This is a genomic window from Nitratireductor sp. GISD-1A_MAKvit (assembly GCF_040819555.1).
In the GTDB taxonomy this organism is placed as follows: domain Bacteria; phylum Pseudomonadota; class Alphaproteobacteria; order Rhizobiales; family Rhizobiaceae; genus Nitratireductor.
This window is the reverse complement of sequence record NZ_CP161920.1, coordinates 510,511-537,348: the sequence shown is the minus strand read 5'-3', so window position 1 is coordinate 537,348 and position 26,838 is coordinate 510,511. Positions and strand designations below refer to the sequence as shown.

26 protein-coding genes and 4 pseudogenes are annotated in these 26,838 nt (G+C 60.4%); 12 read left to right on the top strand and 18 right to left on the bottom strand.

Features of this window, described 5'->3' with window-relative positions:
* Nucleotides 1–187 precede the first annotated feature (187 nt).
* The 3 genes and pseudogenes from AB2N04_RS03845 to AB2N04_RS03835 all read left to right on the top strand — a co-directional run bounded on the left by AB2N04_RS03845 (nt 188) and on the right by AB2N04_RS03835 (nt 2,048).
* Nucleotides 188–397 carry a YdcH family protein gene (locus tag AB2N04_RS03845; protein ID WP_367717170.1) on the top strand — a complete coding sequence of 70 codons (210 nt, stop codon included), beginning with the start codon at nt 188–190 and terminating at the stop codon, nt 395–397.
* Between the two features lie 79 nt (nt 398–476).
* Nucleotides 477–968, top strand: a complete 492-nt coding sequence (gene purE / locus AB2N04_RS03840; RefSeq protein WP_367717169.1) for a 5-(carboxyamino)imidazole ribonucleotide mutase — start codon at nt 477–479, stop codon at nt 966–968.
* A gap of 2 nt (nt 969–970) precedes the next feature.
* Nucleotides 971–2,048, top strand: a pseudogene (locus tag AB2N04_RS03835) (5-(carboxyamino)imidazole ribonucleotide synthase).
* Here the strand turns inward: AB2N04_RS03835 and AB2N04_RS03830 are convergent.
* The gene (locus AB2N04_RS03830; RefSeq protein WP_367717167.1) at nt 2,035–2,448 is read right to left on the bottom strand and encodes a lysozyme inhibitor LprI family protein; all 414 of its coding nucleotides are present in this window, start codon (nt 2,446–2,448) and stop codon (nt 2,035–2,037) included. The pseudogene AB2N04_RS03835 and the gene AB2N04_RS03830 sit on opposite strands and share 14 nt — an antisense overlap.
* A 192-nt stretch (nt 2,449–2,640) precedes the next feature.
* On the opposite strand from AB2N04_RS03830, the gene ykgO reads away from it, so the two are divergent.
* Both ykgO and AB2N04_RS03820 read left to right on the top strand, forming a co-directional pair.
* Nucleotides 2,641–2,766 (top strand): type B 50S ribosomal protein L36, encoded by a 126-nt coding sequence (ykgO, locus tag AB2N04_RS03825; protein WP_007008283.1) that lies wholly within the window; start codon nt 2,641–2,643, stop codon nt 2,764–2,766.
* Between the two features lie 70 nt (nt 2,767–2,836).
* The gene (locus AB2N04_RS03820; RefSeq protein ID WP_367717165.1) at nt 2,837–3,430 is read left to right on the top strand and encodes a tetratricopeptide repeat protein; all 594 of its coding nucleotides are present in this window, start codon (nt 2,837–2,839) and stop codon (nt 3,428–3,430) included.
* Between the two features lie 120 nt (nt 3,431–3,550).
* Here AB2N04_RS03820 and pyk read toward each other — a convergent pair.
* Both pyk and AB2N04_RS03810 read right to left on the bottom strand, forming a co-directional pair.
* Nucleotides 3,551–4,988, bottom strand: a pseudogene (gene pyk, locus AB2N04_RS03815) (pyruvate kinase).
* Nucleotides 4,985–5,434, bottom strand: coding sequence for a DUF1036 domain-containing protein (locus AB2N04_RS03810; protein WP_367717164.1), 450 nt, complete (start codon nt 5,432–5,434; stop codon nt 4,985–4,987). Before AB2N04_RS03810 ends, pyk begins: the two are co-directional and overlap by 4 nt.
* Nucleotides 5,435–5,659: 225 nt before the next feature.
* Here AB2N04_RS03810 and AB2N04_RS03805 point away from each other — a divergent pair, with 225 nt between their 5' ends.
* The 3 genes from AB2N04_RS03805 (at nt 5,660) to AB2N04_RS03795 (ending at nt 7,178) form a co-directional block, all read left to right on the top strand.
* The gene (locus tag AB2N04_RS03805) at nt 5,660–6,457 is read left to right on the top strand and encodes an N-formylglutamate amidohydrolase (protein WP_367717162.1); all 798 of its coding nucleotides are present in this window, start codon (nt 5,660–5,662) and stop codon (nt 6,455–6,457) included.
* Nucleotides 6,458–6,468: 11 nt separating this feature from the next.
* Nucleotides 6,469–6,777, top strand: coding sequence for a DUF1244 domain-containing protein (locus AB2N04_RS03800; protein WP_367717161.1), 309 nt, complete (start codon nt 6,469–6,471; stop codon nt 6,775–6,777).
* A gap of 137 nt (nt 6,778–6,914) precedes the next feature.
* The gene (locus AB2N04_RS03795) at nt 6,915–7,178 is read left to right on the top strand and encodes a DUF2312 domain-containing protein (RefSeq protein ID WP_367717159.1); all 264 of its coding nucleotides are present in this window, start codon (nt 6,915–6,917) and stop codon (nt 7,176–7,178) included.
* Nucleotides 7,179–7,246: 68 nt separating this feature from the next.
* On the opposite strand, the gene AB2N04_RS03790 is transcribed toward AB2N04_RS03795, so the two are convergent.
* The 3 genes from AB2N04_RS03790 to AB2N04_RS03780 all read right to left on the bottom strand — a co-directional run bounded on the left by AB2N04_RS03790 (nt 7,247) and on the right by AB2N04_RS03780 (nt 11,023).
* Nucleotides 7,247–8,761 carry an aldehyde dehydrogenase family protein gene (locus AB2N04_RS03790; protein ID WP_367717158.1) on the bottom strand — a complete coding sequence of 505 codons (1,515 nt, stop codon included), beginning with the start codon at nt 8,759–8,761 and terminating at the stop codon, nt 7,247–7,249.
* A gap of 195 nt (nt 8,762–8,956) precedes the next feature.
* Nucleotides 8,957–9,850, bottom strand: a complete 894-nt coding sequence (locus AB2N04_RS03785) for a LysR substrate-binding domain-containing protein (RefSeq protein WP_367717156.1) — start codon at nt 9,848–9,850, stop codon at nt 8,957–8,959.
* A 141-nt stretch (nt 9,851–9,991) separates the two neighbouring features.
* Complete coding sequence (locus tag AB2N04_RS03780; RefSeq protein ID WP_367717155.1) at nt 9,992–11,023, bottom strand: sugar-binding transcriptional regulator; 1,032 nt, start codon at nt 11,021–11,023, stop codon at nt 9,992–9,994.
* 128 nt (nt 11,024–11,151) lie between these two features.
* On the opposite strand from AB2N04_RS03780, the gene AB2N04_RS03775 reads away from it, so the two are divergent.
* Nucleotides 11,152–11,913, top strand: coding sequence for a hypothetical protein (locus AB2N04_RS03775; RefSeq protein ID WP_367717154.1), 762 nt, complete (start codon nt 11,152–11,154; stop codon nt 11,911–11,913).
* 21 nt (nt 11,914–11,934) lie between these two features.
* Here the strand turns inward: AB2N04_RS03775 and ptsP are convergent.
* The 5 genes and pseudogenes from ptsP to AB2N04_RS03750 all read right to left on the bottom strand — a co-directional run bounded on the left by ptsP (nt 11,935) and on the right by AB2N04_RS03750 (nt 16,695).
* A pseudogene (ptsP, locus tag AB2N04_RS03770) lies at nt 11,935–13,921 on the bottom strand (phosphoenolpyruvate--protein phosphotransferase).
* A gap of 33 nt (nt 13,922–13,954) precedes the next feature.
* Entirely contained in the window at nt 13,955–14,338 is a 384-nt protein-coding gene (locus AB2N04_RS03765) for a PTS glucitol/sorbitol transporter subunit IIA (protein WP_367717153.1), read from the bottom strand.
* A 71-nt stretch (nt 14,339–14,409) separates the two neighbouring features.
* Complete coding sequence (locus AB2N04_RS03760; protein ID WP_367717152.1) at nt 14,410–15,420, bottom strand: PTS glucitol/sorbitol transporter subunit IIB; 1,011 nt, start codon at nt 15,418–15,420, stop codon at nt 14,410–14,412.
* A gap of 14 nt (nt 15,421–15,434) precedes the next feature.
* Nucleotides 15,435–16,193: a PTS glucitol/sorbitol transporter subunit IIC gene (locus AB2N04_RS03755; RefSeq protein WP_367717150.1), complete on the bottom strand. Its 759-nt coding sequence runs from the start codon at nt 16,191–16,193 to the stop codon at nt 15,435–15,437.
* 64 nt (nt 16,194–16,257) lie between these two features.
* Entirely contained in the window at nt 16,258–16,695 is a 438-nt protein-coding gene (locus AB2N04_RS03750; protein WP_367717148.1) for a transcriptional regulator GutM, read from the bottom strand.
* Between the two features lie 181 nt (nt 16,696–16,876).
* Between AB2N04_RS03750 and AB2N04_RS03745 the strand changes: the two genes are divergently transcribed.
* Nucleotides 16,877–17,524, top strand: a complete 648-nt coding sequence (locus AB2N04_RS03745) for a hypothetical protein (RefSeq protein ID WP_367717147.1) — start codon at nt 16,877–16,879, stop codon at nt 17,522–17,524.
* Between the two features lie 54 nt (nt 17,525–17,578).
* Nucleotides 17,579–18,265: an HAD family hydrolase gene (locus AB2N04_RS03740; protein WP_367717145.1), complete on the top strand. Its 687-nt coding sequence runs from the start codon at nt 17,579–17,581 to the stop codon at nt 18,263–18,265.
* 273 nt (nt 18,266–18,538) lie between these two features.
* Here AB2N04_RS03740 and AB2N04_RS03735 read toward each other — a convergent pair whose 3' ends face one another.
* From AB2N04_RS03735 to AB2N04_RS03720, 4 genes and pseudogenes are all read right to left on the bottom strand, one after another.
* Nucleotides 18,539–19,846 carry a pyruvate dehydrogenase complex dihydrolipoamide acetyltransferase gene (locus AB2N04_RS03735; protein WP_367717144.1) on the bottom strand — a complete coding sequence of 436 codons (1,308 nt, stop codon included), beginning with the start codon at nt 19,844–19,846 and terminating at the stop codon, nt 18,539–18,541.
* Between the two features lies 1 nt (nt 19,847).
* Nucleotides 19,848–20,858, bottom strand: coding sequence for an alpha-ketoacid dehydrogenase subunit beta (locus tag AB2N04_RS03730; RefSeq protein WP_367718728.1), 1,011 nt, complete (start codon nt 20,856–20,858; stop codon nt 19,848–19,850).
* Nucleotides 20,859–20,864: 6 nt separating this feature from the next.
* Nucleotides 20,865–21,893: pseudogene (locus AB2N04_RS03725) on the bottom strand (thiamine pyrophosphate-dependent dehydrogenase E1 component subunit alpha); the annotation flags it as partial.
* Nucleotides 21,894–21,907: 14 nt separating this feature from the next.
* Entirely contained in the window at nt 21,908–23,224 is a 1,317-nt protein-coding gene (locus tag AB2N04_RS03720) for an NAD(P)H-dependent oxidoreductase (RefSeq protein WP_367717142.1), read from the bottom strand.
* Between the two features lie 322 nt (nt 23,225–23,546).
* On the opposite strand from AB2N04_RS03720, the gene AB2N04_RS03715 reads away from it, so the two are divergent.
* On the top strand, nt 23,547–23,792 hold the full coding sequence (locus AB2N04_RS03715) for a hypothetical protein (RefSeq protein ID WP_367717140.1): 246 nt from the start codon (nt 23,547–23,549) through the stop codon (nt 23,790–23,792).
* Between the two features lie 114 nt (nt 23,793–23,906).
* Here the strand turns inward: AB2N04_RS03715 and AB2N04_RS03710 are convergent, their stop codons facing one another.
* Genes AB2N04_RS03710 through AB2N04_RS03700 form a run of 3 tightly spaced genes read right to left on the bottom strand, consistent with a single transcriptional unit; the run spans nt 23,907 to nt 26,838 of the window.
* Nucleotides 23,907–24,782 carry a lytic transglycosylase domain-containing protein gene (locus AB2N04_RS03710; protein WP_367717138.1) on the bottom strand — a complete coding sequence of 292 codons (876 nt, stop codon included), beginning with the start codon at nt 24,780–24,782 and terminating at the stop codon, nt 23,907–23,909.
* 57 nt (nt 24,783–24,839) lie between these two features.
* Nucleotides 24,840–25,976, bottom strand: coding sequence for an ABC transporter ATP-binding protein (locus AB2N04_RS03705; protein ID WP_367717136.1), 1,137 nt, complete (start codon nt 25,974–25,976; stop codon nt 24,840–24,842).
* A gap of 25 nt (nt 25,977–26,001) precedes the next feature.
* Nucleotides 26,002–26,838, bottom strand: coding sequence for a carbohydrate ABC transporter permease (locus AB2N04_RS03700; RefSeq protein WP_367717134.1), 837 nt, complete (start codon nt 26,836–26,838; stop codon nt 26,002–26,004).

Genomic DNA, 26,838 nt, shown 5'->3' with positions numbered 1-26,838 from the left:
CAATCAGTGTGCCATTACAAATGTGGCTTGTCGAACGCAGTCTAGTAGCATTTCCCGTAACATCGAAATGTGGTATAAGCGCCCGCGCTGGCGGGACAACCCCTACGGCATCGAGCGGTTTGCACGTTTGTCCGGGCGCTCTCCCGAACGCTTGCAAAATGTTTTCGCACATTTGGGTCGGCTGGCTGTGGTGACATCTGAACAGGAACAGGCGGAAATTCGGCTGGAATTTGCCCGCCTCAAACAGGACCATGCGGATTTCGATGCCGCAATCAATGCAATGATCGCCACGGGTACGGACCCGCTTCGCATTCAGCGCATGAAAAAGAAGAAGCTGGCGCTGAAAGACCGGCTTCAGGAACTCGAAGACAGCATCATACCCGACATCATCGCCTGAACTCCGGTGATCGCCCGTTCAAGGTTGCGATGGGCTTCGCTTTTGATTACAGCCTGTTTTTTGATTGCGAGAGGTTTCGATGGCTGACCGGTCTGCTCGAGTAGCGATTATCATGGGAAGTCAATCCGACTGGGCGACCATGCGCCATGCCGCCGATACGCTGGACCAGCTGGGTGTCGAGTATGAGGCGCGGATCGTTTCGGCACACCGCACGCCAGATCGTCTTTACGAGTTTGCCAAGAGCGCGCGGGATGAAGGCTTTCAGACCATCATCGCCGGGGCGGGCGGGGCCGCGCACCTGCCCGGCATGACCGCCGCGATGACACCACTTCCCGTGTTCGGCGTGCCCGTCGAATCGAAGGCGCTTTCCGGCCAGGACTCGCTTCTGTCCATCGTGCAGATGCCAGCCGGCATCCCCGTCGGCACACTGGCCATCGGTCGCGCTGGCGCAATCAATGCCGCTCTTCTCTCGGCTGCGGTGCTTGCACTTCAGGATATCGAACTCGCAGAAAGACTGGATGCCTGGCGCGCCGAACAGGCGGCGCAGGTTGCAGAATACCCGGTGGACTGACCATGGCAGGACCACTTCGACAAGACGCAACCATCGGAATCCTCGGTGGCGGCCAGCTCGGCCGGATGCTGGCAATTTCCGCAGCTCGACTTGGATACCGCACTGTCGTGCTCGACCCTTCGGCGGATAGTCCTGCAGCACAGGTCTCCAACACCTTTATCCACGCTGCCTACGACGACGCACAGGCGCTGAGCCGCCTCACCGAAACGTGCGATGTGGTGACCTACGAATTTGAAAACGTGCCGGTGGCAACTGTTTCTTCCCTCTCCGAAGAAGTGCCCGTTTTTCCGCCCCCCGAGGCACTGGAAGCAGCGCAGGATCGGCTGGCGGAGAAGATCTTTCTGAATTCCAATGGTATCTCCACCGCCCCCTTCATATCGGTAGACAACGACGAAGACCTGGCTCAGGGCCTGAAACGCTTTTCCGGCGGCGTCCTCAAGACGCGCCGCCTAGGCTATGATGGTAAGGGTCAGCGGGTCTTTCGGCCCAACCAATCGGTCGGCGACGAACCCGTTTATGCCAATATGGGCAATGTTCCGCTGATCCTGGAAGCGCTTGTTCCCTTTCGCAGGGAAGTCTCCGTGATTGCCGCGCGTGCACAGGATGGCAGCATGGCCACCTACGATCCCGCAGAGAACGAACATCGCAACGGGATCCTGCATCGCTCCACCGTGCCTGCCATGGTTGATCGCGAAACCTCGGCTGCAGTCTGCCAGGCGGCAAGGGACATTCTTTCCGCGCTCCAGTATGTCGGAGTGCTGGGTGTCGAGTTTTTCGTTCTCGACAACGGCAAGGTGCTGGTCAACGAGATCGCCCCCCGGGTTCACAACTCGGGTCACTGGACCGAAGCGGCGTGTGTGGTTTCGCAGTTCGACCAGCATATCCGCGCGGTGGCCGGCCCTGCCGCTGGGCAGCACCGCAAGACACTCCGACTGCATCATGGAAAACCTGATCGGCGACGAGGTTCTACGCGCACCCGACCTCCTCACCGAACCCGGTCTGATGCTGCATCTCTATGGCAAGAGCGATATCCGGGCCGGCAGAAAGATGGGGCATTTCACTCGGCTCACAGGCAGCTGAGATCTCCCTCTTCGCACTGCGCAAGTTCTTCCAGTTGCCGTGCACGCGTTTCGGTCAGTTCCTGAAGACATTGCGCCCGTATCATCGGCTCAATGGATCCGCCGCGCACGCTGAGCGTGGCCAGGGCGCACTCCGCATCGCGAAACCGGATCCAGGCACGCTGCGCATCCTGCAGCATGCGACGCCCCTCCTCGTTGCTTTCGTAGCGGCGCATGACCGCGCCGTACCGCGCATTCAGTTCGGCATCGGCGATGCGGTAATCCTCACTCGCACACTGTGTCATGTCGAGCTGTGTCTGCGGACTTCCGCAATCGGGCTCCTGGGCTGCAGCGCCAGCAAGCCAGAGCGGGCCAACCAGCGCGGCGAGGGCGATGGAAAAAAGATATCCGTGTCGTGCCATGTGAGTTTCCTTCGGGAAAGACGTTGCCTGAAAATCTGAATTCTCCGGCCCGAACCGCCGCTTTGTGGCGGCGCAGACCGGTCTGGAGGTTGACATGGACAGCGATCCTCGTCTATGAGCCCATCGACTTGTGGCGCGCATGACAGCGCGCCTTCTCATTTCGGGCCGCACGGCCAACCACGGACAAGAACGATGAAAATCAAAAACTCGCTCAAGGCGCTGAAGACCCGTCACCGCGAAAACCGCATGGTTCGTCGCAAGGGCCGCATCTACATCATCAACAAGTCCAACCCGCGCTTCAAGGCACGGCAGGGCTGATCCGCCGGTTTCGGCGGACCTCACGCGAAATTCAGTTTTCCTTTTCACCAGCCGCGCTTATTATCGCGGCATGGTGCGATTCCTGATTGCCTTTTCGATTGCCTTTCTGGCGAGTCTGGCGGCCGCTCAGGCCGAGGACGAGCCTCGCCCTGGCGAATCACTGCCTAAAGCGGCAGAGGAAAGTCAGACGCGCCTTGATGCGCTTTTCCAAACCCTCAAAAAAGAACCAAACGAGCAGGCCGCTCGTCGCATAGCCCTGCGCATCGGCAGGGCCCTGTCCGATTCCGACAGCGACACAGCCAATCTCCTGATGGGCTGGGCGAACGATGCAATCAAGGCGGAGAAGTTTTCCGTCGCTCTGGATTTCCTCGATCAGGTTACCCTTCTGTTTCCCACATACCCGGAAGGATGGAATCGCCGCGCCACGGTGCACTTCATGATGAATGACCATGCCCGCGCCATGGCCGACATCTCGCGAACCCTGGAGCTGGAGCCACGCCATTTCGGAGCATTGGCAGGCCTGGCTCGCATTCTGCAACAAAGCGGGCGCGATGAGCAGGCCCTTGCCGCCTATGAAAAGGTTCTGGAGATCTATCCCATGCTGCGAAGCGCACAGAGCGCAATAGCCGAGATATCCGACGAGCTGGACGGCCAGGGCATCTGACCGGCGTCAGGGGCGCCTCTCCCCCCTCGCAAGCTGAACGCGGGAGAACAGGCGGGGGCTCTACACACGGCAGCCACCGGCGAGCCAGGCTCGCCGGTCATGCTTATGTCTCAACAGGGTTCAGATCCCGCCCAGACCGTCCGATCCGACATAGGCAATGCGCAGCATGTTGGTCGCGCCGGGGGTTCCAAGCGGCACACCGGCGGTCACAATCACGCGATTGCCCGGTTTGGCAAAGCCCTCTTCGTAGGCGATGCGGCAGGCACGGTTGACCATGTCATCGAGATCCGCAGCATCCTCCGTAACCACGCAGTGCGTGCCCCATACCAGGGACAGGCGGCGGGGCCGTTTCCACAACCGGCGAAAGCGCGATGATCGGTACATGTGGGCGCTCACGTGCGGCACGCAGCCCCGTTGTACCTGAGGAGGTGTAGGAAATGATCGCCGAAAGATTGAGTGTCTCGGCAATTTGGCGTGAGGCCATGGAAATGGCATCCGCACCCGTTGGCTCGGGCTCCGTGCGTTGACCGTTGATTATCGTCGGATATGTCGGATCCTGCTCCACCTTGGTGGCAATGGAGTCCATCGTGGCAACGGCCTCCACGGGATACTCGCCCGCCGCCGATTCTGCCGAAAGCATGACAGCATCCGCGCCTTCGAACACGGCGGTTGCGACGTCCGAAACCTCGGCACGTGTGGGAACCGGAGCCGAGATCATCGACTCAAGCATCTGCGTGGCCACCACGACAGGCTTGCCCGCCCGGCGGCAGGCGCGCGTGATCTGCTTCTGGATGCCCGGAACGGCCTCAAGCGGCATCTCGACCCCGAGATCGCCACGTGCAACCATCAATGCATCGGAAAGCTCGATGATCTCCGCCAGACGCTTCACGGCCTGCGGCTTCTCGATTTTGGCAAGAAGCGCAGCACGCCCCCGTGCGACCTTGCGCACCTCGGCCAGATCCTCGGGTCTTTGAATGAAGGACAGCGCAATCCAGTCGACATCGGAAGACAGGACCGCATCGAGATCCTTGCGATCCTTGGCGGTCAGCGCGCCCATCGGCAGGTCCGTGTCGGGAAGGCTCACGCCTTTCCGATCAGAAATCCTGTTGCCGGCAACCACTTCGCAGGTGATTGCCTTGCCATCATTCTTGACGGCCTTGAGCTGAAGCCGACCATCATCGATCAGAAGGCGGTGGCCGGGTTCCACGGATTTCAGAATTTCGGGATGAGGCAGATGAACCCGTTTGTCGTTGCCGGGCGCAGGATCTGCATCCAGCGTGAAAGCCTGTCCAACCGAAAGCTCGACACTCTTGTCCGCAAACGTGCCGACGCGAAGTTTCGGTCCCTGAAGATCGGCAAGGATGCCGATAGGGTGCCCGACTTTCTTTTCCACGGAGCGGATTCGCCCCACCAGCGTGCGCATCAGATCATGGCTGGCATGGCTCATATTGATGCGGAACACGTCTGCACCTGCCTCGAACAGCCGCTGAATGCTTTCTTCCTCGGAGGAGGCAGGACCGAGCGTGGCGAGAATCTTGACCTTGCGATTGCGCCTCATTGCGAAGCATCCGAATTCGTCAACGTGCTGTTTTCTGCCGGTCCGTCGGTCAAATCCACCATCCAGTTTTCCTGTTCGCGGGTGTCATATTCCTGGAATCCGGCACGCTGGAAGCCCCGCGCAAAACAATCATTGGTGCCGGCAATCTTGAATTCGGTCAGTGCAACGCACATCTGCACCTCCCCTTCCCAGCGTCCACCGCTCGCCGCGTCTTCCGCATACAGGTAATAATATCGGGATTCCAAAGGACCTTCGATCAGGGTCTTGCAGCTCGATTTCTCGATGCGCCACCACCCCTCACTGATCCAGCCGGAAGCGGTGCGGTATCCGATCGCCACACCGACGAGGTTCTGGGTCGAGTTGCAAACCCGGAAATCGGCAAATGCAGGTGTTGGCGCCAGGACCGCAAACACCAGACCGGCCGAAACGACTGACAGCCCAACCATCCGGTGTTTTGCGAGCGACGCCCGTCGAAGTATTTTTGACAACATTGAATTCGACCTGAGCATATTTTCCTTTTCGGCAATGTCCGGGCGCCTGTCAACGCGACATCGGCTTCCACCGTATCATTTCATCGATAGACTTGCGCGACAGGCGGCATCGTGAAACTACGGAGTTACCCGGCAATCAGTCGGCATTTAATTACAGCACCGGCTGTCCGGTTTCATTTCATGAGCGCCATCGCCTTCACATCGCCATTCGAGTTTCTGCCCGGTGATTCGGCGAAAGGGCTCCTGCTTGTCGCCGATCATGCCCGCCGCGCTCTGCCAGACCATTACGGCACGCTGGGCATTCCGGCCACCGAACTGGAACGCCATATCGCCTACGATATCGGCGTGGAGGCCGTAACGCGCATTCTCGCAGCGAAACTGCACGTACCGGCAATTCTTTGTGGTTTCTCGCGTCTCCTGATCGATCCCAATCGCGGCCTCGACGATCCGACACTCGTCCGCCAGCTTTATGACGGGACCATCATACCAGGAAACTATCCACTGAGCGCCGCAGAACGGCAAACCCGCATCGACTGCTACTACCTGCCTTATCACAGGGCATTGGCTTCTGCAGCGAAAGAAGTCGAGGACGCCACGGGACAGGCCCCGGTGCTCATCTCGATACATTCTTTCACGCCTTTCCTGCTCGGCCGGTGGCGACCATGGGAGGTGGGCGTTCTGTGGGACAGGGACGACCGCGCGGCAGGACCATTGATCGAGATGCTGCGGGCACAGGGAGATCTCACCGTCGGGGACAATGAGCCCTATGACGGGTCCTATCCCGGGGACACAATGCACACGCATGCGACGATGAGAGGTTTTCCCTACGCGCTGATCGAGATCCGTCAGGATCTGATTGCCGATGAGGCAGGCGCGGCGGCCTGGGCGGAGAAACTCGCCCCCATGCTTGAAGCCATCAACGCGCGGCCCGATATGCACAGGACCATGCATTTTGGATCGCGGAACGACGAGCCGTAAAGGAGGACGCCATGACCACGCTGAACGATGAAAAGAAACGGGACCTGGAAGCCGCCGCGTTTCGCCGTCTGGTCGAGCATCTGCGTGCACGCACCGATGTCCAGAACATCGACATGATGAATCTGGCCGGTTTTTGCCGCAACTGCCTGTCGAACTGGTATCGGGATGCGGCAGAGGCAGAGGGCATCGCACTGTCCAAGGAAGAATCGCGCGAGATCATCTATGGAATGCCGTATGACGAATGGCGCGCCAGACACCAGACCGAAGCGACGGCTCAGCAGAAGGCGGCATTCGAGGAAAACCGGCCGAAGGATCATTAAGGAAACACCCGGCTGGCAGCAGCAGACGGTTCCAGAACAGCAAATGCCTTGACCACCGGGCGCAGCTGAGGCATCGAACCTGCCATAATCAAACGCCCCGACTCGCGGGCCTTTCGAACAATCGACCGGAGTTTTGCATGGCCGACGACATCACGACCGAGACCGCCGATACAGTGGCCGCGGGCCAGCTTCGCGCCTTTATAGAGCGTGTCGAGCGTCTTGAAGAAGACAAGAAGACGATCGCCGAGGACATCAAGGAAGTCTATGCCGAGATGAAGGCGAACGGCTTCGACACCAAGGCTGTGCGCAGCATCGTGCGGCTGCGCAAGAAAGACCAGGCGGAGCGGCAGGAAGAAGAGGCAATGATCGACCTCTACAAGGCCGCGCTCGGCATGGAATGATCCCGGCCAGCAGCCGAATATGAAAAGGGCGGCCCGGAGCCGCCCTTTTTGTTGCCGTGGTTTTCGCCCTACTCGATGTCGAACGAGACGCCCTGTGCGAGCGGCAGTTCCTTGGAATAGTTCACCGTGTTCGTGGCGCGGCGCATATAGGCTTTCCATGCATCCGAGCCGGATTCGCGGCCACCGCCGGTTTCCTTCTCGCCGCCAAACGCGCCGCCAATTTCAGCGCCGGAAGTTCCGATGTTGACGTTGGCGATACCGCAGTCCGAGCCACGTGCACTGAGGAATTCCTCGGCTTCGCGCATATCCGTCGTGAACACACAGGATGAAAGGCCAGCACCGACGGCGTTGTGCTGCTCCAGCGCATCGTCAAAATCGCTGTACTTCATCACATAGAGGATCGGGGCAAATGTCTCTTCCAGTACGACACCTGCCTGTTCCGGCATCTCGACCAGAGCCGGATGCGCGTAATAGGCGTCCGCATCGCCGCTGTCGAAACGCGCGCCGCCAACAACCTTGCCGCCGAGCTTCTTCGCCTCTTCGAGCGCCTTCTGCATGTTGTCGAACGCGGCCTTGTCGACCAGCGGACCAACCAGCGCATCGGTCGTGAGCGGGCTTCCGACGGAGACCGATTCGTAGGCCTTGCGCAGGCGCGGAAGAAGCTCATCATAGACCGATTCATGCACGAACAGGCGACGCAGCGTGGTGCAACGCTGTCCCGCAGTGCCCATGGCGCCGAACGCAATGGCGCGCAACGCCATGTCGAGATCTGCCGAGGGGCAGACGATGCCGGCATTGTTGCCACCAAGCTCCAGAACCGCGCGGGCGAAACGCTTGGCCAGACGCGGACCAACCTCGCGACCCATGCGGGTTGAGCCGGTGGCCGAGACAAGCGGCACTTTCGGGTGGTCGACCATGACTTCACCGACGGCGCGGTCGCCCATCAGCACGGTGAGCAGGTCGGCGGGTGCATCGTCACCGAAGCGCGCGACGGCACGCTTGAAGATGGCCTCGCAGGCGAGTGCCGTCAGCGGCGTCTTTTCAGACGGCTTCCACACCACACTGTCACCGCAGACAAGCGCCAGTGCCGCATTCCACGACCAGACCGCGACAGGGAAGTTGAAGGCCGAGATCACACCGACCACGCCAAGCGGATGCCAGGTCTCCATCATACGGTGACCGGGGCGCTCGGTGGCGATGGTCAGGCCGTAAAGCTGACGCGAAAGGCCAACTGCAAAGTCGCAGATGTCGATCATCTCCTGAACTTCGCCCAGACCCTCGGAGCGAATCTTGCCCACTTCGATGGAAACCAGACGGCCGAGATCGTCCTTGGAGGCGCGCAGTTCCTCGCCCAGCAGACGCACCAGTTCGCCACGGCGCGGGCCGGGAACATTGCGCCATGCCTTGAAAGCCGTGTGTGCACGTTCAATGGCAGCACCCGCAGCGTCAGCCGAAATCGAAGTGACTGCGGCAATTTCCTCGCCGGTCACCGGCGTCCGCACGGTCAGATCGCCACCCGTAAAAGCTTTCTCGTCGACGCCGAGCCGCTTCAAAAGCTCGCTTGTTTCATTCTTGACGTTCATGGGTGCTTCGCTCCCTCATAATATTCATCACGAAAATCGCAGCAGAATGCCGCGCGGCCGGACCGGCCCCTGGCTGGAATGTAGGAAGAGCCGAAGCCGATTGAAAACGGAAAATCGGACTGCATTCATGATCGACGATCATGTATCTCCCATAAAATCTTGCAGATTGAGCATATCCGGCGTCGCCGTCGGGCCTCAGACCTGCGCTATCACCCAGGACACGAAAGCATCTGCAGACGGGTTCTCAACGCCAAGAGGCTGCACGAGAAAATAGCTGTTCTGGGTCGCAAGTACGGCATCGCCAATCTGCGCAAGAATGCCAGAGCGAAGCTCCTCCTCGATAAGATAGGCCGGAACAAGTCCTGCCCCAAGACCGGCCATTGCGCCCGCAATCACCATGGTGAACTGATCGAACTGCTTGCCAGGTAGCGCCGGCACATCACCAACACCGGCCTCGCGCATCCAGTCCGACCATGCCCCCGGCCGGCTTTGCAGGTGCAAAAGCGGCGCATCGAGAAGGCTTTCCGCCCCCGTCACATTGTGCGTTTCAATGAACCGCGGCGATGCAACTGCGATCATCGCTTCGTCACACAGCTTTGTAAGACGTGCATCGGGCCAGTTTTCGCGCCCGAAATGGATCGCCACATCGAACCGCTCATGCGCGAGATCGAAGGGATTGATCCGGGCTGTCAGATTGATCCCGATGCCGGGATGCAGCTTCTCGAATTCCGGAAGGCGCGGTATGAGCCAGCGTGCGGCAAACGTCGGCAGACTGGCCACATTGAGCGTGGCGCCCGACATGCCGGCGGCGATTGCCCGGTGCAGTGTCTGGGTGATTCGGCTCAGATCATCGTCGAGGGCATCGGCAAGATTCTTGCCGGCGGGCGTAAGCACCACCCGGCGCCCCACGCGGCGGAAAAGACTGAAGCCCAGCGCAGTCTCCATGTCTCGTATGTGGCGGCTGACAGCACTTTGCGTGAGATTCAGTTCTTCCGCTGCAAGCGTGAAGCTCTGGTGACGCGCTGCGGAAGCGAAGCTGCGTAAGACCGAAAAGGAAGGCAGAAAGCGCCGCGCAAACCTGTCTACCATCGTTGACTGCGTTCTCCCCATGGGCCCTGTCAGCCTCATAATCAAAAGGACATGAAATCCCAACCGTTTATAGACGGCTTGAAGAAGATTTCACATAGAGCAGAGAAGGATTTCAGTCACCGCGGCACCCCCCGCCCGGTCTTACGCCAACGACAGCATTCTGCGGGCACTTTCTTCATCCGTAATGAAAACCGTGGGCTCCACCAGTTTCATGGCGCCGATCAGCGCTTCGATCTTGTCTTCACCGCCAGAGGTGAGAATGCGCATGGGCGCGCGGCGCAGCCGGTCCACATCGACCGACATCACCCGCTCATTGATCGGGTGGTCAACGAGTTGCCCGTCCCGGTCATAGAAATGGTAGAGAATGTCTCCAACGGCTCCCTGGTTTTCCAGCGCCTCGCGCACGGCCTCCGAGAGATAGCCCCCACGGTAGAATGTGGTGGCCGATGCCAGACCGCCGACAGAGATGATGACCGCATCCAGCGTGTCGGCCAATGCGAGGATCTCGTGTAAACCGCAACGCTCGATCAGCGCTGCCTTGGTCTCGACACTGTCCACCACCGCAGGCGCAGGAATGAGATACCCGTCGCCCTGGAACGCACGCGCAAACCGCCAGGCAAATTCGGCCGGGTTGAATCGGCGAGCAACGCCAACACCGCCAAGCAGCGAAATGACCTTGAAATCGGCGAGTGGCCGCGCCCGGATGAACGGAAGCGAGCCGAAAAGAGTGCGCCCCCAGCCCACCCCCACCGACATATCGGATGACATCACATCCGAAACATGGCTTCCCGTAGCAGCGCTGATGGCGGGAATGGGGTCGGCATCAGGGTCTGAGAGCGGCGCCACGACAGCGCGTTCCAGACCGAACCGCTCCTCAAGCGCGCGCTCCATGCTGGTGATTTCGGCAAGGTCACCCTCGATGGTGATCTTGACCTCGTTGCGGGCGCGCGCGTCCGCGAGCATGCGCACCACGCTGACACGCCCAATGCCCAGAATCTCGGCGATTTCGTTCTGCGTTTTCTGCTCGACGAAATACATCCATGCGGCACGCACGCGCAGCCGGTCGGTTTTGCTGGTCACACTTCCCCTGGCGGGAGAAACGGCGATCTCGCCGGAACTGGTCGTACCGGCAGGCCGTCGTGCAGGCTGCTTGTGCATTTTCGCCTTGCTCATTTGGTTTTCCTGCTAATGTCCCCTGGACGGTTTCAAGCATCGCGCTTGGTTTCCGGAAAGACCAAAACAATGATGTCGCCATCCGGTCAATGCCCGCCGGTAGAAAACTGATCTCCTGGGACTGCCAAATGCTTCGCGATACCTCGAAAGACTTGACTATACACCTTCGCGACCGGTTGAGAGACATCCGCGATTTTATGCGGGCGCATCGCCACGACCAGTATGACCAACTGGACCGTGAGCGACACCGACCCGATCTGGAAGGATTGCTTGGACGGGCTGTCAGCGTTGTCGATGACACGCTGACGCTGGCCGAAACCGCTTCGCGCACAGCGCGTCCGGGAAACACTCAAGACCAACTGGTCCTGTTGCCATTAACAGACTATTTCAACGCGAATGGCGAGAATGGCGAGCGTGCTTTTCGCAAGCACATGTATCCGATCGCCAGACGTGTGGCCGCGCGACGAAAAAGCGCCGCATCACACCTCCTTCGCGAAACGACCTTCACCCAGGCCCATGAAACAATCCGTCTACGGCAGGGGCACATCCTGTTTCGCCTGCGCAGGGCCACGGGACCGCATGCGTTGAGACCGCTGTTTGCAGGCCTCCTTGCAGAACTTCTGCAAGAACTCTGCCGTCATGCGCTAAACGAGCCGGCACCATCACCGGCAAAGCAGAGTCTGGAAGACGCGGTCGCCATTTTCGCTCCAGGGCTGGTTGCATCGGCGCTGTCTGACCTTGATGCCAGCCTTGAACCTGCCGAGTTGCTCGAAACAGCCGTGATGGCCGTCGCTGCGCGCTGCGGGCGAATGGCCCGCAGCCTCGAAGCAGATCAGCCCATCGAAGATCTGACAGCCGTTTTCGCCAGCCTGCTCGAACACCTGCCGTAGGGCCGCAGTTTCGGCCCGGCCTCAGGCTGCGCTGTCAAACATCTGCGAGAGCTGCTTCTTGGTTGCCTGCACGGATGCCGGGCTCATGCTCAGTTCGGTCAGCCCCATGCGCACGAATTCGGGGATCAGGTCTTCGCGCGCAGCCGCCTCGCCACACATGCCTATCTCGATGCCGGCCTCGACGGCAGCCTTTGCTGCATGCTCGACAGCCGCCAGCACCGCCGGGTGAGCGGCATCGTTCAAACCGGCAACTGCGGGGTTGAGACGGTCCGCCGCCATCACATATTGTGTCAGGTCGTTGGTGCCGATGGAGAAGAACGAAACTTCCTTTGCCAATGCCGCAGCACCGAAGACGGCAGCCGGTGTCTCGATCATGACCCCTAGCGGAAACTCGCCATATGCCACACCTTCGGCCTTGAGCTCGGCGGCGCATTCATCGATGAGCGCGCGCGTCCTGCGCACCTCTTCGACATCCGAAACCATGGGCAGCATCACCCGCAGATTGCCATGGACTGACGCGCGCAGAAGGGCCCGGAGCTGAACCTTGAAGATGTCCGGACGGTCGAGGCACATGCGAATGCCGCGCCAGCCGAGGAAAGGATTCTCTTCTTCAGGGAATTCGACGCCGGAAATTGGCTTGTCGCCGCCGATGTCCAGCGTGCGGACGATTACCGGGTACTCCGGGAATGCGCGTGCAAGTTCGGCGTAGGTTTCCGCCTGCATGTCCTCGGAAGGCAGATGCATGTGGCGCATGAACAGCAGCTCGGTGCGGAACAGGCCAACGCCCATTGCGCCGGCTTCCTGAGCAGCTTCCACCTCTTCGAGCGAACCGAGATTTGCCGCCACCTGAATGACCGTGCCGTCGGCCCGCCGCGGCACCACATCCTTGTAGGCCCTTGAGCGCCTCCTTCTCGCGCGTGGCCGCATTGATCATTTTCTCAAAGCGTGCGCGGGTTGCTTCGTCCGGCTCGACGACGACCTGACCGCTGTGGCCGTCGATTGCCGCTTCACGAGCATCGCGCAGCTGGTTCACTGCTTCACCAAGACCGAGCACTGCAGGGATGCCATGGGTGCGGGCGATGATCGCCACATGGGAGGTCGCACCGCCATGACCGCAGACCACGCCGCCAAGCCGCTTGAGCGGCGCACGCGCCAGGTCCCATGCACCGATATCTTCGGCCACAAGGATCGCACCTTCGGGAATGTCGTCGAGGCGTGCATCTTCCTGCCCAAGCAGTGTCAGGCAAATCTGCCGGGCAATGGATTCCATATCCTCGGCCCGGGCTGCCATATAGGCATCTTCCAGTTTGCGGAAATCGTCAGCCAGGCGCGAAGAGGCCGCAATCACCGCGGAAACCGCGTCGAGACCGCCATCGATCGAAGCAAGGGTTTCGTCGCGCAGCGCATCATCGGAAGCGATGTCGCGCAGAGCGGCAACAATCCCTCTATCGCTCTCCTGCATGCCATCGGACGCCAGAGAGTGATCGAGCTTCTCCTGAAGGCGCAGAATGGCCTCCTCGAAGCGCTTTTTCTCCGGCTCTATTTCACTGGCGGGCAGGGTCTCGTTGCGTGGCTCGATCTGCTGCGGAAAATGCGCGAAAATCGGGCCCAGCCCAAGACCGGCGCTGGCCGCGATGCCATGCAGACTGCCATCGGCGGGGGCCTCTGACTGCTCGACCGTGGTGGGCGCGGGTGCCGGTTCGACCGGTGCTGCAGCCTGCGGCGCGCTCTCCGCAGCGCCTTCCTCGATTCCCGACATCGGGTTTTCCAGATAGGCAATGAGTGCGTCGACAGCTTCGATAGCATCAGCGCCATCGGCACGAATGGAGACTTCGTCATTCTCCTTCACGCCCAGCAACATGAGCTTCACCGAACTTTTGGCGCTCACGGCCTTTTCACCCTTGACGATTTCCACGTCGCTCTCAAACCCCTTGGCGAGGCGCACAAAGCGGGTGGCTGGACGGGCGTGCAGGCCGTCCTGCACTCTGACGATGGTCGAGCGTTCCATACCGATCTCGTATCTTTTCAGTTCGTTGCGGCGTCAGGCGCCGATTGTGATGATGGTGTCAGCCTTGAGCGCGGCAACAAGCTTGTCCGGCTCCACAACGGAAGCGCAGATCTCGCCCGGGCGCTCAACCGCCGTCGCGCCGTTGAAGTTCACCACGACATGACCGATCTCGCGCACCTTGTTCCATGCGGCTTCGCCCATGGCAGTAATCTCGGCGGTCACCGCTTCGCCGATGGAAACACGCGTGCCGGCAACGGGCCCGGCATCGCTCGGACCTTCTTCCACCGCATGAAGCACCGAGACCTCGGCAAGTTCCTCCGGCGCACCGTCAGCGAAAAGAATCAGGACACCGCCTTCTGCCAGATCCGCGACTTCCGGACCGACCGCGGTAATGCGCGTTTTGAGAAACACCGACATACAAGAAAACTCCATGCAAACTGTTGTTGTGGGAGCGGCGGCCGCCGGAAGACGACCGCCATTCCCGATCTTTAAAGCACCACCAGGCTGACCGCCCAGGCAAGCGCCACCGAAACAGGACCCATGATCTGGCGGCTGATCAGAACCGCCGGAACACCGATTTCGATCGTCTTCGGTTTCGCTTCACCCAGTGCGAGGCCCACCGGCACGAAGTCACAGCCCACCTGCGTGTTGTAGGCAAACAGCGCCGGCAGAGCCATGGCTGGCGAAATCGTGCCATTGGCAATCTGCGGACCGATGATCGCCACGCCGATCACCTGCGCAATGACCGCGCCCGGCCCGAGAATGGGCGAGAGGAACGGCAGACCGCAGATGGCCGAGATGATGAGCAGCCCGATGATGTTGTTGGCCAGCGGACCCATGGGCTGGGCGAGAATGTCGCCAATGCCCGTGTAGAGGATCAGGCCGATCAGCATCGTCACAAATGCCATGAAGGGCAGCACGTTGCGCACCACCTGGTCGATGGTCCGGCGGCCGGCATTGAAGAAGATGCCGACAACACGCCCCATGACGCGACCGACACTGCTGATAAGCCCCACAAGGCCACCTTCGCTGGTGGGTTCCACGGCCGCAGCGGCCGAACTTGCCTGTTCGGAGGCATCACCGGCGCTTGAAGCGCCGCCGGCAACCGTCGCAACTTCGCTGCCATCAGCCATCTCGATGGACTCCGGCGTGACGCCAGAGACATAGATGTCTTCTGTGATGAACTGGGCAAGCGGCCCGGCCTGGCCGACCGGCGTGAGATTGACGGTCGGAATGCGCTTGCGGGGATACACGCCGCAACGCGCCGTGCCACCGCAATCGACCACAACCACTGCCATCTCGCTTTCGATGGGCGGGCTCTTGAAACCGTCGACAACCTCGGCGCCGGTCATGTCGGCTATGCGCTGTGCGACCGGATGAATGCCACCACCCGTGACGGACACCACCTTGTTGCGCTGAGCCGTCGGCTCGATCACCAGAGGACCGCCCCAGCCGGAGGAGCCCTTCGAGATCTTTACTGCTTTGTATGTTTTAGCCATGTCCTGCCCCTCCCCTAGAGCTCAACGCCCTGGCGGCGTGCCATGATGGCGGTGATCTTCTCGGTCAGCATGCCCTTGAGCAGGATGACAACGAGGCCAACCAGCGCGTACCAGATGGCCACGGTGATGTGGTAACCACCGGGCACCACGCCCTGGCTCTCAAGCTCAAGCAGTGCGACGAGGATACCGCCCCACACGAAATACTCGCCCGGGTTGATGTGCGGGAACAGGCCAAGCGGCGGATGCACATAGGAAACCGCAGCGTCGTAGAATGCGGGCTTGTGCTTTTCCTCGAGGAACGATCCGAACGTGTAGGCCATCGGATTGGTGAGGAAGAAGACTGCCAGCACGGGAAGAACCGTGTAGCGTGTCAGAGCGATGCGGCCGGCGCTCTGGGCAAGCCCATGAACGCGCTTCTCGCCCACCAGTTCGGTGATGGCATAGAAAGCCGTCATCAGCACAACGAGAGTCGGGATGATTCCGGTGACAAAGCCGGCAAAGACCTCGCCGCCCTTCTGGAAAATTCCGATGAAATATTTGCCGGCAGCAGTGAGCCAGCCGAGCTGCTCTTCCTGGGCGACGGAATCCAGCTTCTGCCGGAATTCTTCAACGGAGATGTCGCTGCCCGCCTGTGCAAGCACGACGAGGTCGTTGGCTGCAGCCTTGGCAGCAAGCTTGCCGGTGAGGGCGGCATCGCCTGCCACCGTCCCGGCCATTTGAAGCCCCTGCACTGCCGTGTCGGCATGCTGGGCCATTAGTGAAATGACAGACATTGTCCTCCCTCTCTCTTCTGCTCACGCCCGTAATTGAGCCCCGGTGAGCGTGCAGTCCCGAATGTCATGCGTTGGTTGCGGCCAGAGAGTCCCGCAGCGGCGGTTCATCCCCCGCACGCGTACGGTCTATCTGCGCCACCGCCTGCGTGATTGCCGCAGTAAGGCCGGGCTTGTCTTCTCCGAAGATAGCCGGCTCAGCCCGCAGCGCATCAAGGGCCATGCCCTCGAATTCCTCATGTCGCTTGAATTTAGCAAACACGGAGCGTCCGCTCATGGTGAGGATGCGGCGCACGGAAAGATCCGGCGCGATCACGACAATCGCAATCGCTCCACGCTTCAGGAAGCGGCCGTGAAACGCACCCGTTCCGACAAAGCCGTCCGTGTATTTCCCGGTGATGCCCTTGAAGACATCCGAATAGTGTCGCATCTGCATCCACACGCCGTAGGACTGCAAAGCCCAGACGACCGCGAGGAGCAGAAGCCCCCACTGCCACAGTGCCATCAGGCGACTCCTCCCGAAACGCTCATCCCGAGCGTACGCACTTCACACACCATCAGTCCAAAACTAAGAACATTTGTTTTTTGAAATGTCAAATTGTATATTCCTTCGCGCCAGCGCGCCACCGCAAATTTGATTGGCACCCGGCGGCAGCATACTATAGTTCCGGCGAAGGAGTTCACCGGTGGATCTCGATTTCAAGAACGAACTTGCCGTCATGCCCGACCTGCGCCATCGGCTGCGTCAGCTACGCTGGTTTCGGGCGACGTTTCGCGCCAACGCAAAGGCCGTCTCCGACCATTATGGTGTCACCTTTGAGATCAGCGAGGAAACGCTGACCCGCGTGTTTCTCGACTGGGTTGAAATGGTGGATGCCCGCAAGGCATTCGCCCGGCTCGACCGCGCCGATTTCATCGTCTATGCGGCGGGACTTGCCCTCAAGGAAATGATCCTGCGAGGGCCGGCAACGGCAGGTCCCGGCCGCGGTACCACAAACCGCACCGGCAAGGCTGAAATCGTTGAGTTTTGGCCAGAGGGCTTTCTCTATACAAATTACTGCGTATGCGCGATTGCAGCGATCTTCGAGCAGGAGTTCGGCAGGGCGCCACAGCTCGACCGCTGTGCAGACGACCTGCGCACCTGGTGGTCGTATCGCGAGAACACGCGCGAAATGCCCTCAAATGCCGTTGCCTTTCTCGACCGGTTTCTCGGAGCCGAGCCGAACTGGATCGCGCCGGATCTGGTTGAAGGTCGACTGGCCATGCGAAACGCAATAGAAGCCGGTCGCAGGAGCATCGAGGCACCTTCCATCTTTCCTGATTCCGTCGCCTGAGCGCGGCAGCAACGCCCTCAGAAATCAACCTTCTCCCAGAACTCCGGAGTTTCCATGAGCAAGCCCCTGATCATATTCGATTGCGACGGTGTCCTCGTCGACAGCGAACCGCTCGCAGCCATCGCTTATGAACGCGTCTACAACAAGCACGGCCTGGCATTGGGCCGCGAGACGGTCACCCAGTGCATCGGCATGAAACAGGCCGACATCATTGTCCGCATCGAAGAGTTGACCGGTCTTGCGTTCCCACCGCACGCGTCCGACGACATCTGGCCCGAAACCAGAGCGCTTCTTGAAACCGAGCTGGAACCGACGCGTGGCATCCTGCCATTCCTGCGCAATCTCGAAACCGCGCGTTGCGTTGCGTCGTCGTCGTCCATGGAACGCATTGAACTCAGCCTCGCGGTTACCGGCCTCTCGGAGTTCTTTGCCGACAATGTGTTCAGCACATCGATGGTGAAGAATGGCAAGCCGGCTCCTGATATTTTTCTATTCGCGGCAGAGAAGCTTGGTGGCGAGCCTTCCTCCTCGGTCGTCATCGAGGATTCGCCATTCGGTGTGCAGGGCGCCGTTGCGGCCGGCATGACCGCGATCGGTTTCACCGGCGGGAGCCACACATTCGATGGTCACGCTGAAAAACTCGCTTCGGCGGGTGCTCACGCCATCTGCTCAAGTTGGAACGACATCGAGGCGGAGCTGGTGAAGCGCGGCTTCATCCACGAGACGGTTGGCGAGTTTTAAGGCCGAAAGCTCGACCAAAAGAAAAGGCGCTGCCCGTGATGATCCAGGCAGCGCCAAGTTGCGCGGTCAAAGTCTGAGATCGCAACGGGGCCGGCTCAACACCTATCGGTCAAAGCCACCCGTTTCGGCGTATTGTCTTTCAGGTTCCCTGCCTCATCTGGTCGGGGAACCTGAATTGCCCCACTCCCCAAAAAGCGTGCGCTGCCTTCAAAGACAACGTTGCGCTCCCCTGCTTTCCCGGCCACGAGCCCCTCAGCCAGCCGGGAATGCCGATTACACCAGCATGGTCATCGGGTTCTCGATGACCTGTTTGAAGGCGGCGAGGAGTTCGGCGCCAAGCGCCCCGTCCACCGCCCGGTGATCGGTCGAAAGCGTCACCGACATCACCGTTGCAACCTTCACCTCGCCTTCCTTCACCACGGCCCGCTGCTCGCCAGCACCAACCGCAAGGATGGTCGCATGCGGCGGGTTGATGACGGCGGCAAAGTCCTTGATGCCGAACATGCCGAGATTGGAAACGGCCGTGTTGCCGCCCTGATACTCTTCCGCCTTCAGCTTGCGCGAGCGCGCCCGCGTGGCCAGATCCTTCATCTCGTTGGAGATGGCCGACAGGGTCTTCTCGTCGGCGCGGCGGATGATCGGCGTGATCAGTCCGCCCGGGATCGACACGGCAACGCCCACATCGGCACTCTTGTGCTTCACCATGGCGCTCTCGGTCCAGGAGACATTCGCTTCCGGCACCATGGCAAGCGCTTTCGCGTGGGCCTTGATGACCATGTCGTTGACCGACAGCCTGTAAGCCGGCTTCTCGCCATCCTCGGTCTTCACCTTCGGCGCGGCATCGTTGAGCTGCTTGCGCAGCGCCAGAAGCGCGTCGATCTCGCAGTCGAGCGTCAGGTAGAAATGCGGGACGGTGGATTTCGCCTCGACCAGACGGCGCGCGATGGTCTTGCGCATGCTGTCATGCGGGATCAGTTCGTAGGAGCCTTCCTCGAACAGTTTCATGACCTGATCGTCGGACATGGCCGGCTGTGCCGGAGCGGCAGCGGGTGCTGACTCGGCGGCTTTCGCGCCACCATCCTTTTCAGCCGCTTCCACATCGGCCTTGACGATCCGGCCCTTCGGACCGGAGCCCGAAATCGCCGAAAGATCGAGCCCGGCCTCCTTCGCCATACGGCGTGCAAGCGGAGAGGCGCGAACGCCTGCCGACGCTTCCGCATTTGCTGCCGGAGCAGGAGAAACCGGCGCGGTAGCCTCAACCGGGGTCGGTGCTTCTGCCTTGGCCGGCGTTTCGGCCACGGCTTCGGCCGGCGCGGCAGCCGGCGCATCGGCAACGGCTTCGCCTTCTTCATAGATCCAAGCGACCACCTCACCGACGGCAATGTCGACGCCTTCCTTGCCGGTGATGTTGCGAACGATCCCGGCGGCAGGAGAATCGATCTCCATGGCCGCCTTGTCGGTCTCGATCTCGAACAGGACTTCGCCCTTCTTCACGGTCGCGCCTTCCTCGACAAGCCAGGAAGAGATGCGGCCGGTCGACATGTCCATGTCGACCTTGGGCAGGATGACTTCAACAGCCATGTCAGCGCGCTCCCGTCACGAGATCGCGGGCGGCCTTGACGATGCCATCGACCTGCGGAACCGTCGCCTTCTCCAGCTCCGGGTTGTAGGGGATCGGCGTCTCCGCACCACCCAGACGAACAACCGGCGCATCGAGATAATCGAAAGCCTCGCTCTCGGCGATCATGGCGGAAATTTCCGCACCAACACCAAGCGTCTTCACGCCTTCATAAACGCACATCAGACGCGATGTCTTGCACACGCTGTCGATGATCGTCTGACGATCCATCGGGCGAATCGTGCGCAGATCGATGACCTCGACGTCGATGCCCTCTTCGGCAAGCTGCTTGGCAGCATCCAGCGACTTGTGCACCATGATGGACGTGGCCACGATGGTGAGGTCGGCGCCTTCGCGACGAACCTCGGCCTTGCCGATCGGCACCGTGTAATAGCCTTCCGGCACCTCGCCCTTCATCTTGTAGAGGAGCTTGTGCTCGTAGATCATCACCGGATCGGGATCCTCGATGGCTGCAAGCAGCATGCCCTTCACATCGTGCGGGGTGGCCGGCTGGATGACCTTCAGGCCGGGCACGTGGCCAAGCCATGCTTCGAGGCTCTGGCTGTGCTGTGCGGCAGCACCCGTGCCGGAACCAGCCGGAAAGCGCATCACGACCGGCACCGAAACGGCACCGCCCAGCATGTAGCGCATCTTGGCTGCCTGGTTGACGATCTGCTCCATGGCGAGCGTGGCGAAATCGGAGAACTGGAACTCGAAAATCGGACGCATACCGGTCACGGCTGCGCCGACGGCCACACCTGCGCCGCCCAGCTCTGAAATCGGCGTGTCCATCACACGGTCGGTTCCGAAGCGCTCGACCAGATCGCCGGTGACCTGAAAGGCACCGCCATAAACGCCGATATCCTCACCCATCAGGAACACGCGCTCATCGCGCTCCATGGCAATCGCCATGGCTTCCTGGATGGCCTGCGCGTAGCTCAGTTCACGCGTGGCTGTCTCGACTTGCGCGTCCATCAGGCCCTGCTCCGTGTAGACGTATTTCTCAAGATTGGCGACTTCGGGCATCGGGCTTTCCTTGGCAAACTCGATGCCGGCCTCGATCTCCTTGCGGACGGATTCGCGGATTTCCTCGATGCCGTTCTGGTCGATGACACCGAACTCGACGAGTTCGGCCTCATACGCCTCGATCGGATCGCGCTCGGTCATCCACTCTTCGATCTCTTCCTTCGTGCGGTAGCGGTTGCGGTCGCTCTTGGAATGGCCGCGATAGCGATAGGTCTTGCACTCGATGAGCGTCGGTCCCTCGCCATTGCGCGCGCGCTCGGTCGCCTCATGCATGGCCTCGGCCACGTTGGACACGACATTGCCGTCGACGATCACGCCCGGCATTGCGTAGGCGGAAGCACGGTCGGCAATGTTGGGAACCGCCGTCGCGCGGGCGACGGACGTGGACATGCCGTAACCATTGTTCTCGCAAACGAAGATGACCGGCAGCTTCCAGATGGCCGCCATGTTGAGCGCCTCGTGGAACGCGCCTTCGTTGTTTGCACCGTCTCCGAAGAAACAGACGACAACATTGCCGGTCTTCATCTTCTTGGCCGTGAGCGCGGCACCGACAGCAATCGGCAGGCCGCCGCCGACAATGCCGTTTGCACCGAGATTGCCCGTCGACACATCGGCGATGTGCATGGAGCCGCCACGGCCCCGGCAATAACCCGTGGTCTTGCCGAAGAACTCGGCGAACATGCGCGAAACGTCAGCACCCTTGGCGATGCAGTGGCCATGGCCACGGTGCGTGGAGGTGATCTGGTCTTCGTCGGAAAGCCCGAGGCAAATGCCGACAGCACTTGCTTCCTGTCCGATGGACAGGTGCATCGTGCCGTGGATCAGGCCGCGCATGTAGCTTTCTTCAGCGCCTTCCTCGAACTGGCGGATTAGATACATCTTGCGCAGCGCATCGCGCAGCTTTTCCTGATCATAGTGCCTGTAGATGAAAGGCTGGTTGGCGCCGTCTTTCTTAGCGGCGCCCTTCTTGGCCGTGGCCGACATATTCGTACTCCTGTCTAGCCGTAAACGAGCTTGTCCTGACGCGCGCGCAGCTCGGCGATCTTGGAACCGGCCGGCGGTGCAGCGTTGTCGGACGTGATGAGTTCGCCCTTCTTGATGGGCTTGGTGACCGTGCCGCCCTGAAGAAGACCGCAGGGTATCGCCTTGGAAGCGCGTGCTTCCGGCACCGTCATGACCCACGCGCGGTAGCAGTATTCACCAATCGCATCGAGCGTGTCGCCCGGCTGCATGTCTTTCTTGGCAACGGCGCAGACTTCCGCCACCGGCTTGTCCAGCGGCACCATGTCCGGCTTGCCGTAAAGGACGACGCGGGCGCAGGTGAGCGGCACTTCCAGCGAGGTCAGATGATAGGGACGATGGAAGGTGAAGTAAGGGCCCTTGCCCATCTTCAGATCTTCCATGCGCTCCGAAACGCGCGGATGCGACATGTCGGCGACGACGAAGACGCCGGGCGCAACACCCTTGCCGATGGAGTAATCCACCACGCCGACGCGCGACAGCACGCCGCCATCCTTCTCCGGCACCAGCACGGAGGACAGTTCGTCCAGCGTCGCCTTGGGACCATGCATGCCCGGCTTGTCGGGAACGAGACCCGTGGCGTTGGCAATGGCGGCCATCTCGACCATGGTCTTGGAACCGTCGACGAACTCCACCAGCATGCGCACATTCATGTTGCGGCGCGCGGCTTCCTCAGCATAGTCGTCCGGGATCGCATCGATGTTGAGCGGGTTGTTCTTGCCCTTGCCGGCAGCGACGATGGGATGCCCCATGGCCGAGACAAACTCGATCAGCTCCATGCAGGAAGACGGCTCGTCGCCGGCACCCAGCGAATAGGTGACACCCAGCCGGTCGGCTTCGCTCTTCAGATAGGCGCCGATGGTGACGTCAGCCTCGACATTCATCATGACGAGGTGCTTGCCGTGCTCCATCGCACGAAGGCCGATCTCTGCGCCTACGGCAGGAACACCGGTCGCATCGATCACGACATCGATCAGGTCATTTTCCAAAAGGAGATCGGCATTGTTGGTCACGGCCACCTTGCCGGCTTCCATGGCCGCGGTCATGGCCGACTGCGTGTCAGCCTCTTTCGCGTGCCCCTCTTCCTGATAGGCAATATCGACGGCACGGCTGGCCGCAGGCAGGTTCAGCTCCGAAATGGCGCCGATTTCAATACCCGGCATATGTGCAACACGGGTGACGATATCGGTGCCCATTTCGCCCGACCCCACAAGGCCGATACGGATCGGCTTGCCGGATTTGGCCCGATCTTCGAGATCCCGGGCAAGACCGGTAAGCGCAACATTGGCAGACATTTCTGACCACTCTCCCAGATGGACGTTTCCTCACACCGAGGCTTATTGAACATCTGTTTATGTGTCAATACGAATGTCCAGAATAACACCATCTGGGGATGCTTTGCGACGACAGCGCCAGCGAGCTTCCACCCGGGGCCAGGAGAGATCGTAACATTCCAGCTTTTGTGAACGATCTGTTTCGGATCCGAGATCTGACGAAACGGGCCGCGGCTCACTAGATGAGGAACCAGCAAGGGAATACACCCAAGCGAAAAGTCGTATCACCCAGTCGATGACGGTAATGCGACGCACTTATTTGAAATTCTCAGGAGTATTGAAAATGAGAAAAGTTCTTTCCGCAGTCGTTATTTCTTCTTTTGTTGCCGCTCCGGCTTTTGCAATTGAGCCGATCAAGGGAAGCATCACTTTTGATGGTCCTTCTCAGCAGACGCTCGACAAAACGCCAGCCGGCTCCGTTCTTCAGCACCAGTTTACTTCGAACGGCAAGGATTATCGCGAAATCTATGTTGTTGGCGCCGATGGCCGCCCCGAGCTTGTGAGCCGTACAGCCTCCAACGATAGCTAAAAGCTCGTGAAATACATTTGACGAGGGCCCGGACAACCATCCGGGCCCTCTTCGTTTCGATTTTCTCGCATGCTTTGTCCCTGCGCGCCTCACACCATACAATGCAATGGCACATCATCTGTTGCGCAGAACGACGCAAGGCAGTCCGGAGCGCCGAAACCGACTGCATACCGCCACCGCCTCGGAGCGACTTGCCGCCCCGAGACGAACGGCAAATATGCCGCGCCTGCCCCGTGCCGATCTTATGCGCGTCACAGCCGGCTCATAATCCTTGAGAAGCCCCCGATGGCGACGCAGGACCTTCTGCCAGAGCCGGATCGCGACATCTCTTCGAAAATGCCCCGCAAGCTGAACACCCCAGGGCTGTCTGTGAACGCCGGACATGGATGCGACCGACCGTGCGGAGACCGGCAATTCAAGACAGGCCGCTTCGAATGGCTTGTGCGGATCGAGCGGAGAAACCTTCGCCACCGGCCTGCGGTCCGAAAATGTATCGACCGGCGCACCGAGGATTGCCATCACGTAGTTTTCGGTTTCGAGCGGCAGAAATCCACCTCTGGCAAGCCAGCGTGCCACCCTCGCCTCTCCCGCGTTGTAGGCCGCTGCCGCAAGACCGAGATTGCCGAATTTCTTTCTCAGCTCAGCGAGATAGGCTGCAGAGGCGGGTATCGCCTTCTGGAGGTCGAAGGCATCGTCAAGCCCGCGTAGCAAGGCCGTACCCGGCATGAACTGGGCCACGCCTTCCGCACCCTTCGGGCTGACCGCGTTCGGGTCAAAACGGCTTTCCTTCCACAAAAGTCGTGCCAGGAACTCCGGGGCAAGGCCGTGCTTCTTGGATTCTGCCTTTATGAGTCGGCAGATCGAGGCGACCGGGGTCGCCCTGCCCAGCTTTTCGGCAGTCTCTTCCGCGCGCACCGCAATCGTGCCGAGCACGAAGTAGATGACGATTGCGAAAGTCCAGGCCCACACTGCAGACCGCGCCAAAACCATGAGAACCACTCCGCCTTGCGCGAAGGGTAGGCACCGAAACCGGAGGTGGCAAGGGCTTCAGGAATGCGCCTGTACGCTCGTGGGTTTCGGGGTCACTCCCTGCGCTCCGAGAATGCAGCGACCGTTTGCGTCGAACAGGCACAGCGCTTCGGCTGGCAACCCCATCTGGACCAATTCACCCGTGGCGTATCTGCGCTCTTCCCAACCAGCCGCAATGATCGAGACCTTCTGGTTTGAGCCAAGCGCCATGGTCATGTGGGTTTCGGGACCGCTGCGTTCCACGAAGGTGACCCGCGCCTGCAGGCTCTTGGCCACTCCACTGCCAACAACGGCACAATGTTCGGGGCGGATACCCAGAAATGATGTGCTGGAGAGCTGTTGCGCGCCATCCGGCAAGGAAATACCCAGTTCCGGATCCGCCTCCGGTATGAAGACAGGGCCATTTTGCGACATCGCAACGGATCCCTGGATCAGGTTCATGGGCGGTGCGCCGATGAATCCGGCGACGAAAGTGTTTTGCGGCCTCTGGTAGATCTCATCCGGTGTCCCAACCTGTTCAACCCGCCCATTTCGCAGAACGACGATCCGGTCCGCCATGGTCATCGCCTCCACCTGATCGTGGGTAACAAAGATCATCGTCGAACCGAGCCGCTGGTGGAGCAGCTTGATTTCCCGGCGCATCTGCACCCGCAGGGCAGCATCCAGATTGGACAAAGGCTCATCGAACAGAAACACGGCGGGCTGGCGCACGATCGCACGGCCCATTGCCACACGCTGGCGCTGCCCGCCCGAGAGCTGGCGCGGATATCGCTCAAGCATGTTTTCCAGCCCAAGAAGCGCTGCAGCTTCAGCCACTTTCGGGGCGCGCTCGGCCCGTGCCATCCCGGCCATCTTCAGGGGGAACCCGATATTCTGCGCGACCGTCATATGCGGGTATAGCGCATAGTTCTGAAACACCATGGCGACATCGCGATCCTTTGGTGGAAGGTGGCCAACCGGCTCACCCCCTATGAGGATCTCTCCGCCAGAGATGCTTTCCAGCCCCGCCAGCATGCGCAGGAGGGTGGATTTTCCGCAGCCCGATGGTCCGACGAAAACCACGAACTCGCCATCTGCGATATCGATATCGGCCCCATGTATGACCGCTGCCTCTCCGTATTTCTTGACCACTGTCGAGAATGAAACGGTCGCCATTGCTTCCTCCGAGGGGTGTTTTCGCTCAGCGCACGCTGCCAGCCAGCGCGCCGGAAACGATGCGTCTTTGCATGACCAGAAAGACGATGATGACCGGAAACGCGAAGACGAGGGCTGCGGCCATCTGCAATTCGTGCAGGGTGAAATACTCGCCCCTGAAGGACGAGATTCCCGTGGCCGCCGTCCAGAGCGACTGCGAGTTGATAAGCGTCTTGGCAAACAGGAAATCGTGCCAGCTTGTCACGAAACCATAGATGAAGATGGCGGCAAGTCCGGGCAACGCCAGAGGCAGGGTCACATGCCAATAGGCGGAAAGGCGAGAACAGCCGTCGATCCGCGCTGCCCCTTCAAGATCGGCAGGGATGCTGTCAAAAAAACCCTTGCTCATCCAGATGGCCAGGGGAGCAACGAGCGATATGTGACCGAGCACCATTCCCTGCATCGTGTCGAGAAGACCGAAATCGCGGAACAGAATGTAGAGCGGCACCACGATGCTGGTCGCCGGCATCATCTGTGTGGCGAGAACCAGAATCAGGATCAGGCCCGACCCGCGAAACCGGATGCGGCTCAGCGCGTAGCCACAGGAAGCCCCGAAGGCAAGCGAAAGAAACGACGATGCAGAGGCGACAAAGATGCTGTTGCCTATCCAGCGCAGCATCGGACGCTCCGAAAAGAGAAGCACGAAGTTCTCCAGCGTGATCTGCTCGGGGAAAAGACCTGAAAGGCTGCGGCTGAACCCGGTCGGTGTCAGCGCGATAACCGCCATCCAGTAGACGGGAAACAGCACCACCATGCCCAACAGCACCAGCGCTGCTGCACGCAGAACCTCGGTTCCGATGGATTTTCCAGTCGCCCTTGCCAT

Excerpts from the sequence above, each read along its gene's own strand:
- AB2N04_RS03735 (WP_367717144.1), bottom strand. The coding sequence starts at position 19,846 with ATGGCTGTTGAAGTCATCCTGCCCAAGGTCGACATGGACATGTCGACC.
- AB2N04_RS03800 (WP_367717161.1), top strand. The coding sequence starts at position 6,469 with ATGACCACGCTGAACGATGAAAAGAAACGGGACCTGGAAGCCGCCGCG.
- AB2N04_RS03740 (WP_367717145.1), top strand. The coding sequence starts at position 17,579 with ATGAGCAAGCCCCTGATCATATTCGATTGCGACGGTGTCCTCGTCGAC.
- AB2N04_RS03710 (WP_367717138.1), bottom strand. The coding sequence starts at position 24,782 with ATGGTTTTGGCGCGGTCTGCAGTGTGGGCCTGGACTTTCGCAATCGTC.
- AB2N04_RS03785 (WP_367717156.1), bottom strand. The coding sequence starts at position 9,850 with ATGGTAGACAGGTTTGCGCGGCGCTTTCTGCCTTCCTTTTCGGTCTTA.
- AB2N04_RS03730 (WP_367718728.1), bottom strand. The coding sequence starts at position 20,858 with ATGGACGCGCAAGTCGAGACAGCCACGCGTGAACTGAGCTACGCGCAG.
- ykgO (WP_007008283.1), top strand. The coding sequence starts at position 2,641 with ATGAAAATCAAAAACTCGCTCAAGGCGCTGAAGACCCGTCACCGCGAA.
- purE (WP_367717169.1), top strand. The coding sequence starts at position 477 with ATGGCTGACCGGTCTGCTCGAGTAGCGATTATCATGGGAAGTCAATCC.
- AB2N04_RS03780 (WP_367717155.1), bottom strand. The coding sequence starts at position 11,023 with ATGAGCAAGGCGAAAATGCACAAGCAGCCTGCACGACGGCCTGCCGGT.
- AB2N04_RS03720 (WP_367717142.1), bottom strand. The coding sequence starts at position 23,224 with ATGTCTGCCAATGTTGCGCTTACCGGTCTTGCCCGGGATCTCGAAGAT.
- AB2N04_RS03700 (WP_367717134.1), bottom strand. The coding sequence starts at position 26,838 with ATGGCAAGGGCGACTGGAAAATCCATCGGAACCGAGGTTCTGCGTGCA.
- AB2N04_RS03795 (WP_367717159.1), top strand. The coding sequence starts at position 6,915 with ATGGCCGACGACATCACGACCGAGACCGCCGATACAGTGGCCGCGGGC.
- AB2N04_RS03755 (WP_367717150.1), bottom strand. The coding sequence starts at position 16,193 with ATGTCTGTCATTTCACTAATGGCCCAGCATGCCGACACGGCAGTGCAG.
- AB2N04_RS03805 (WP_367717162.1), top strand. The coding sequence starts at position 5,660 with ATGAGCGCCATCGCCTTCACATCGCCATTCGAGTTTCTGCCCGGTGAT.
- AB2N04_RS03810 (WP_367717164.1), bottom strand. The coding sequence starts at position 5,434 with ATGGTTGGGCTGTCAGTCGTTTCGGCCGGTCTGGTGTTTGCGGTCCTG.
- AB2N04_RS03750 (WP_367717148.1), bottom strand. The coding sequence starts at position 16,695 with ATGGCACTGTGGCAGTGGGGGCTTCTGCTCCTCGCGGTCGTCTGGGCT.
- AB2N04_RS03705 (WP_367717136.1), bottom strand. The coding sequence starts at position 25,976 with ATGGCGACCGTTTCATTCTCGACAGTGGTCAAGAAATACGGAGAGGCA.
- AB2N04_RS03715 (WP_367717140.1), top strand. The coding sequence starts at position 23,547 with ATGAGAAAAGTTCTTTCCGCAGTCGTTATTTCTTCTTTTGTTGCCGCT.
- AB2N04_RS03820 (WP_367717165.1), top strand. The coding sequence starts at position 2,837 with ATGGTGCGATTCCTGATTGCCTTTTCGATTGCCTTTCTGGCGAGTCTG.
- AB2N04_RS03765 (WP_367717153.1), bottom strand. The coding sequence starts at position 14,338 with ATGTCGGTGTTTCTCAAAACGCGCATTACCGCGGTCGGTCCGGAAGTC.
- AB2N04_RS03790 (WP_367717158.1), bottom strand. The coding sequence starts at position 8,761 with ATGAACGTCAAGAATGAAACAAGCGAGCTTTTGAAGCGGCTCGGCGTC.
- AB2N04_RS03760 (WP_367717152.1), bottom strand. The coding sequence starts at position 15,420 with ATGGCTAAAACATACAAAGCAGTAAAGATCTCGAAGGGCTCCTCCGGC.
- AB2N04_RS03775 (WP_367717154.1), top strand. The coding sequence starts at position 11,152 with ATGCTTCGCGATACCTCGAAAGACTTGACTATACACCTTCGCGACCGG.
- AB2N04_RS03830 (WP_367717167.1), bottom strand. The coding sequence starts at position 2,448 with ATGGCACGACACGGATATCTTTTTTCCATCGCCCTCGCCGCGCTGGTT.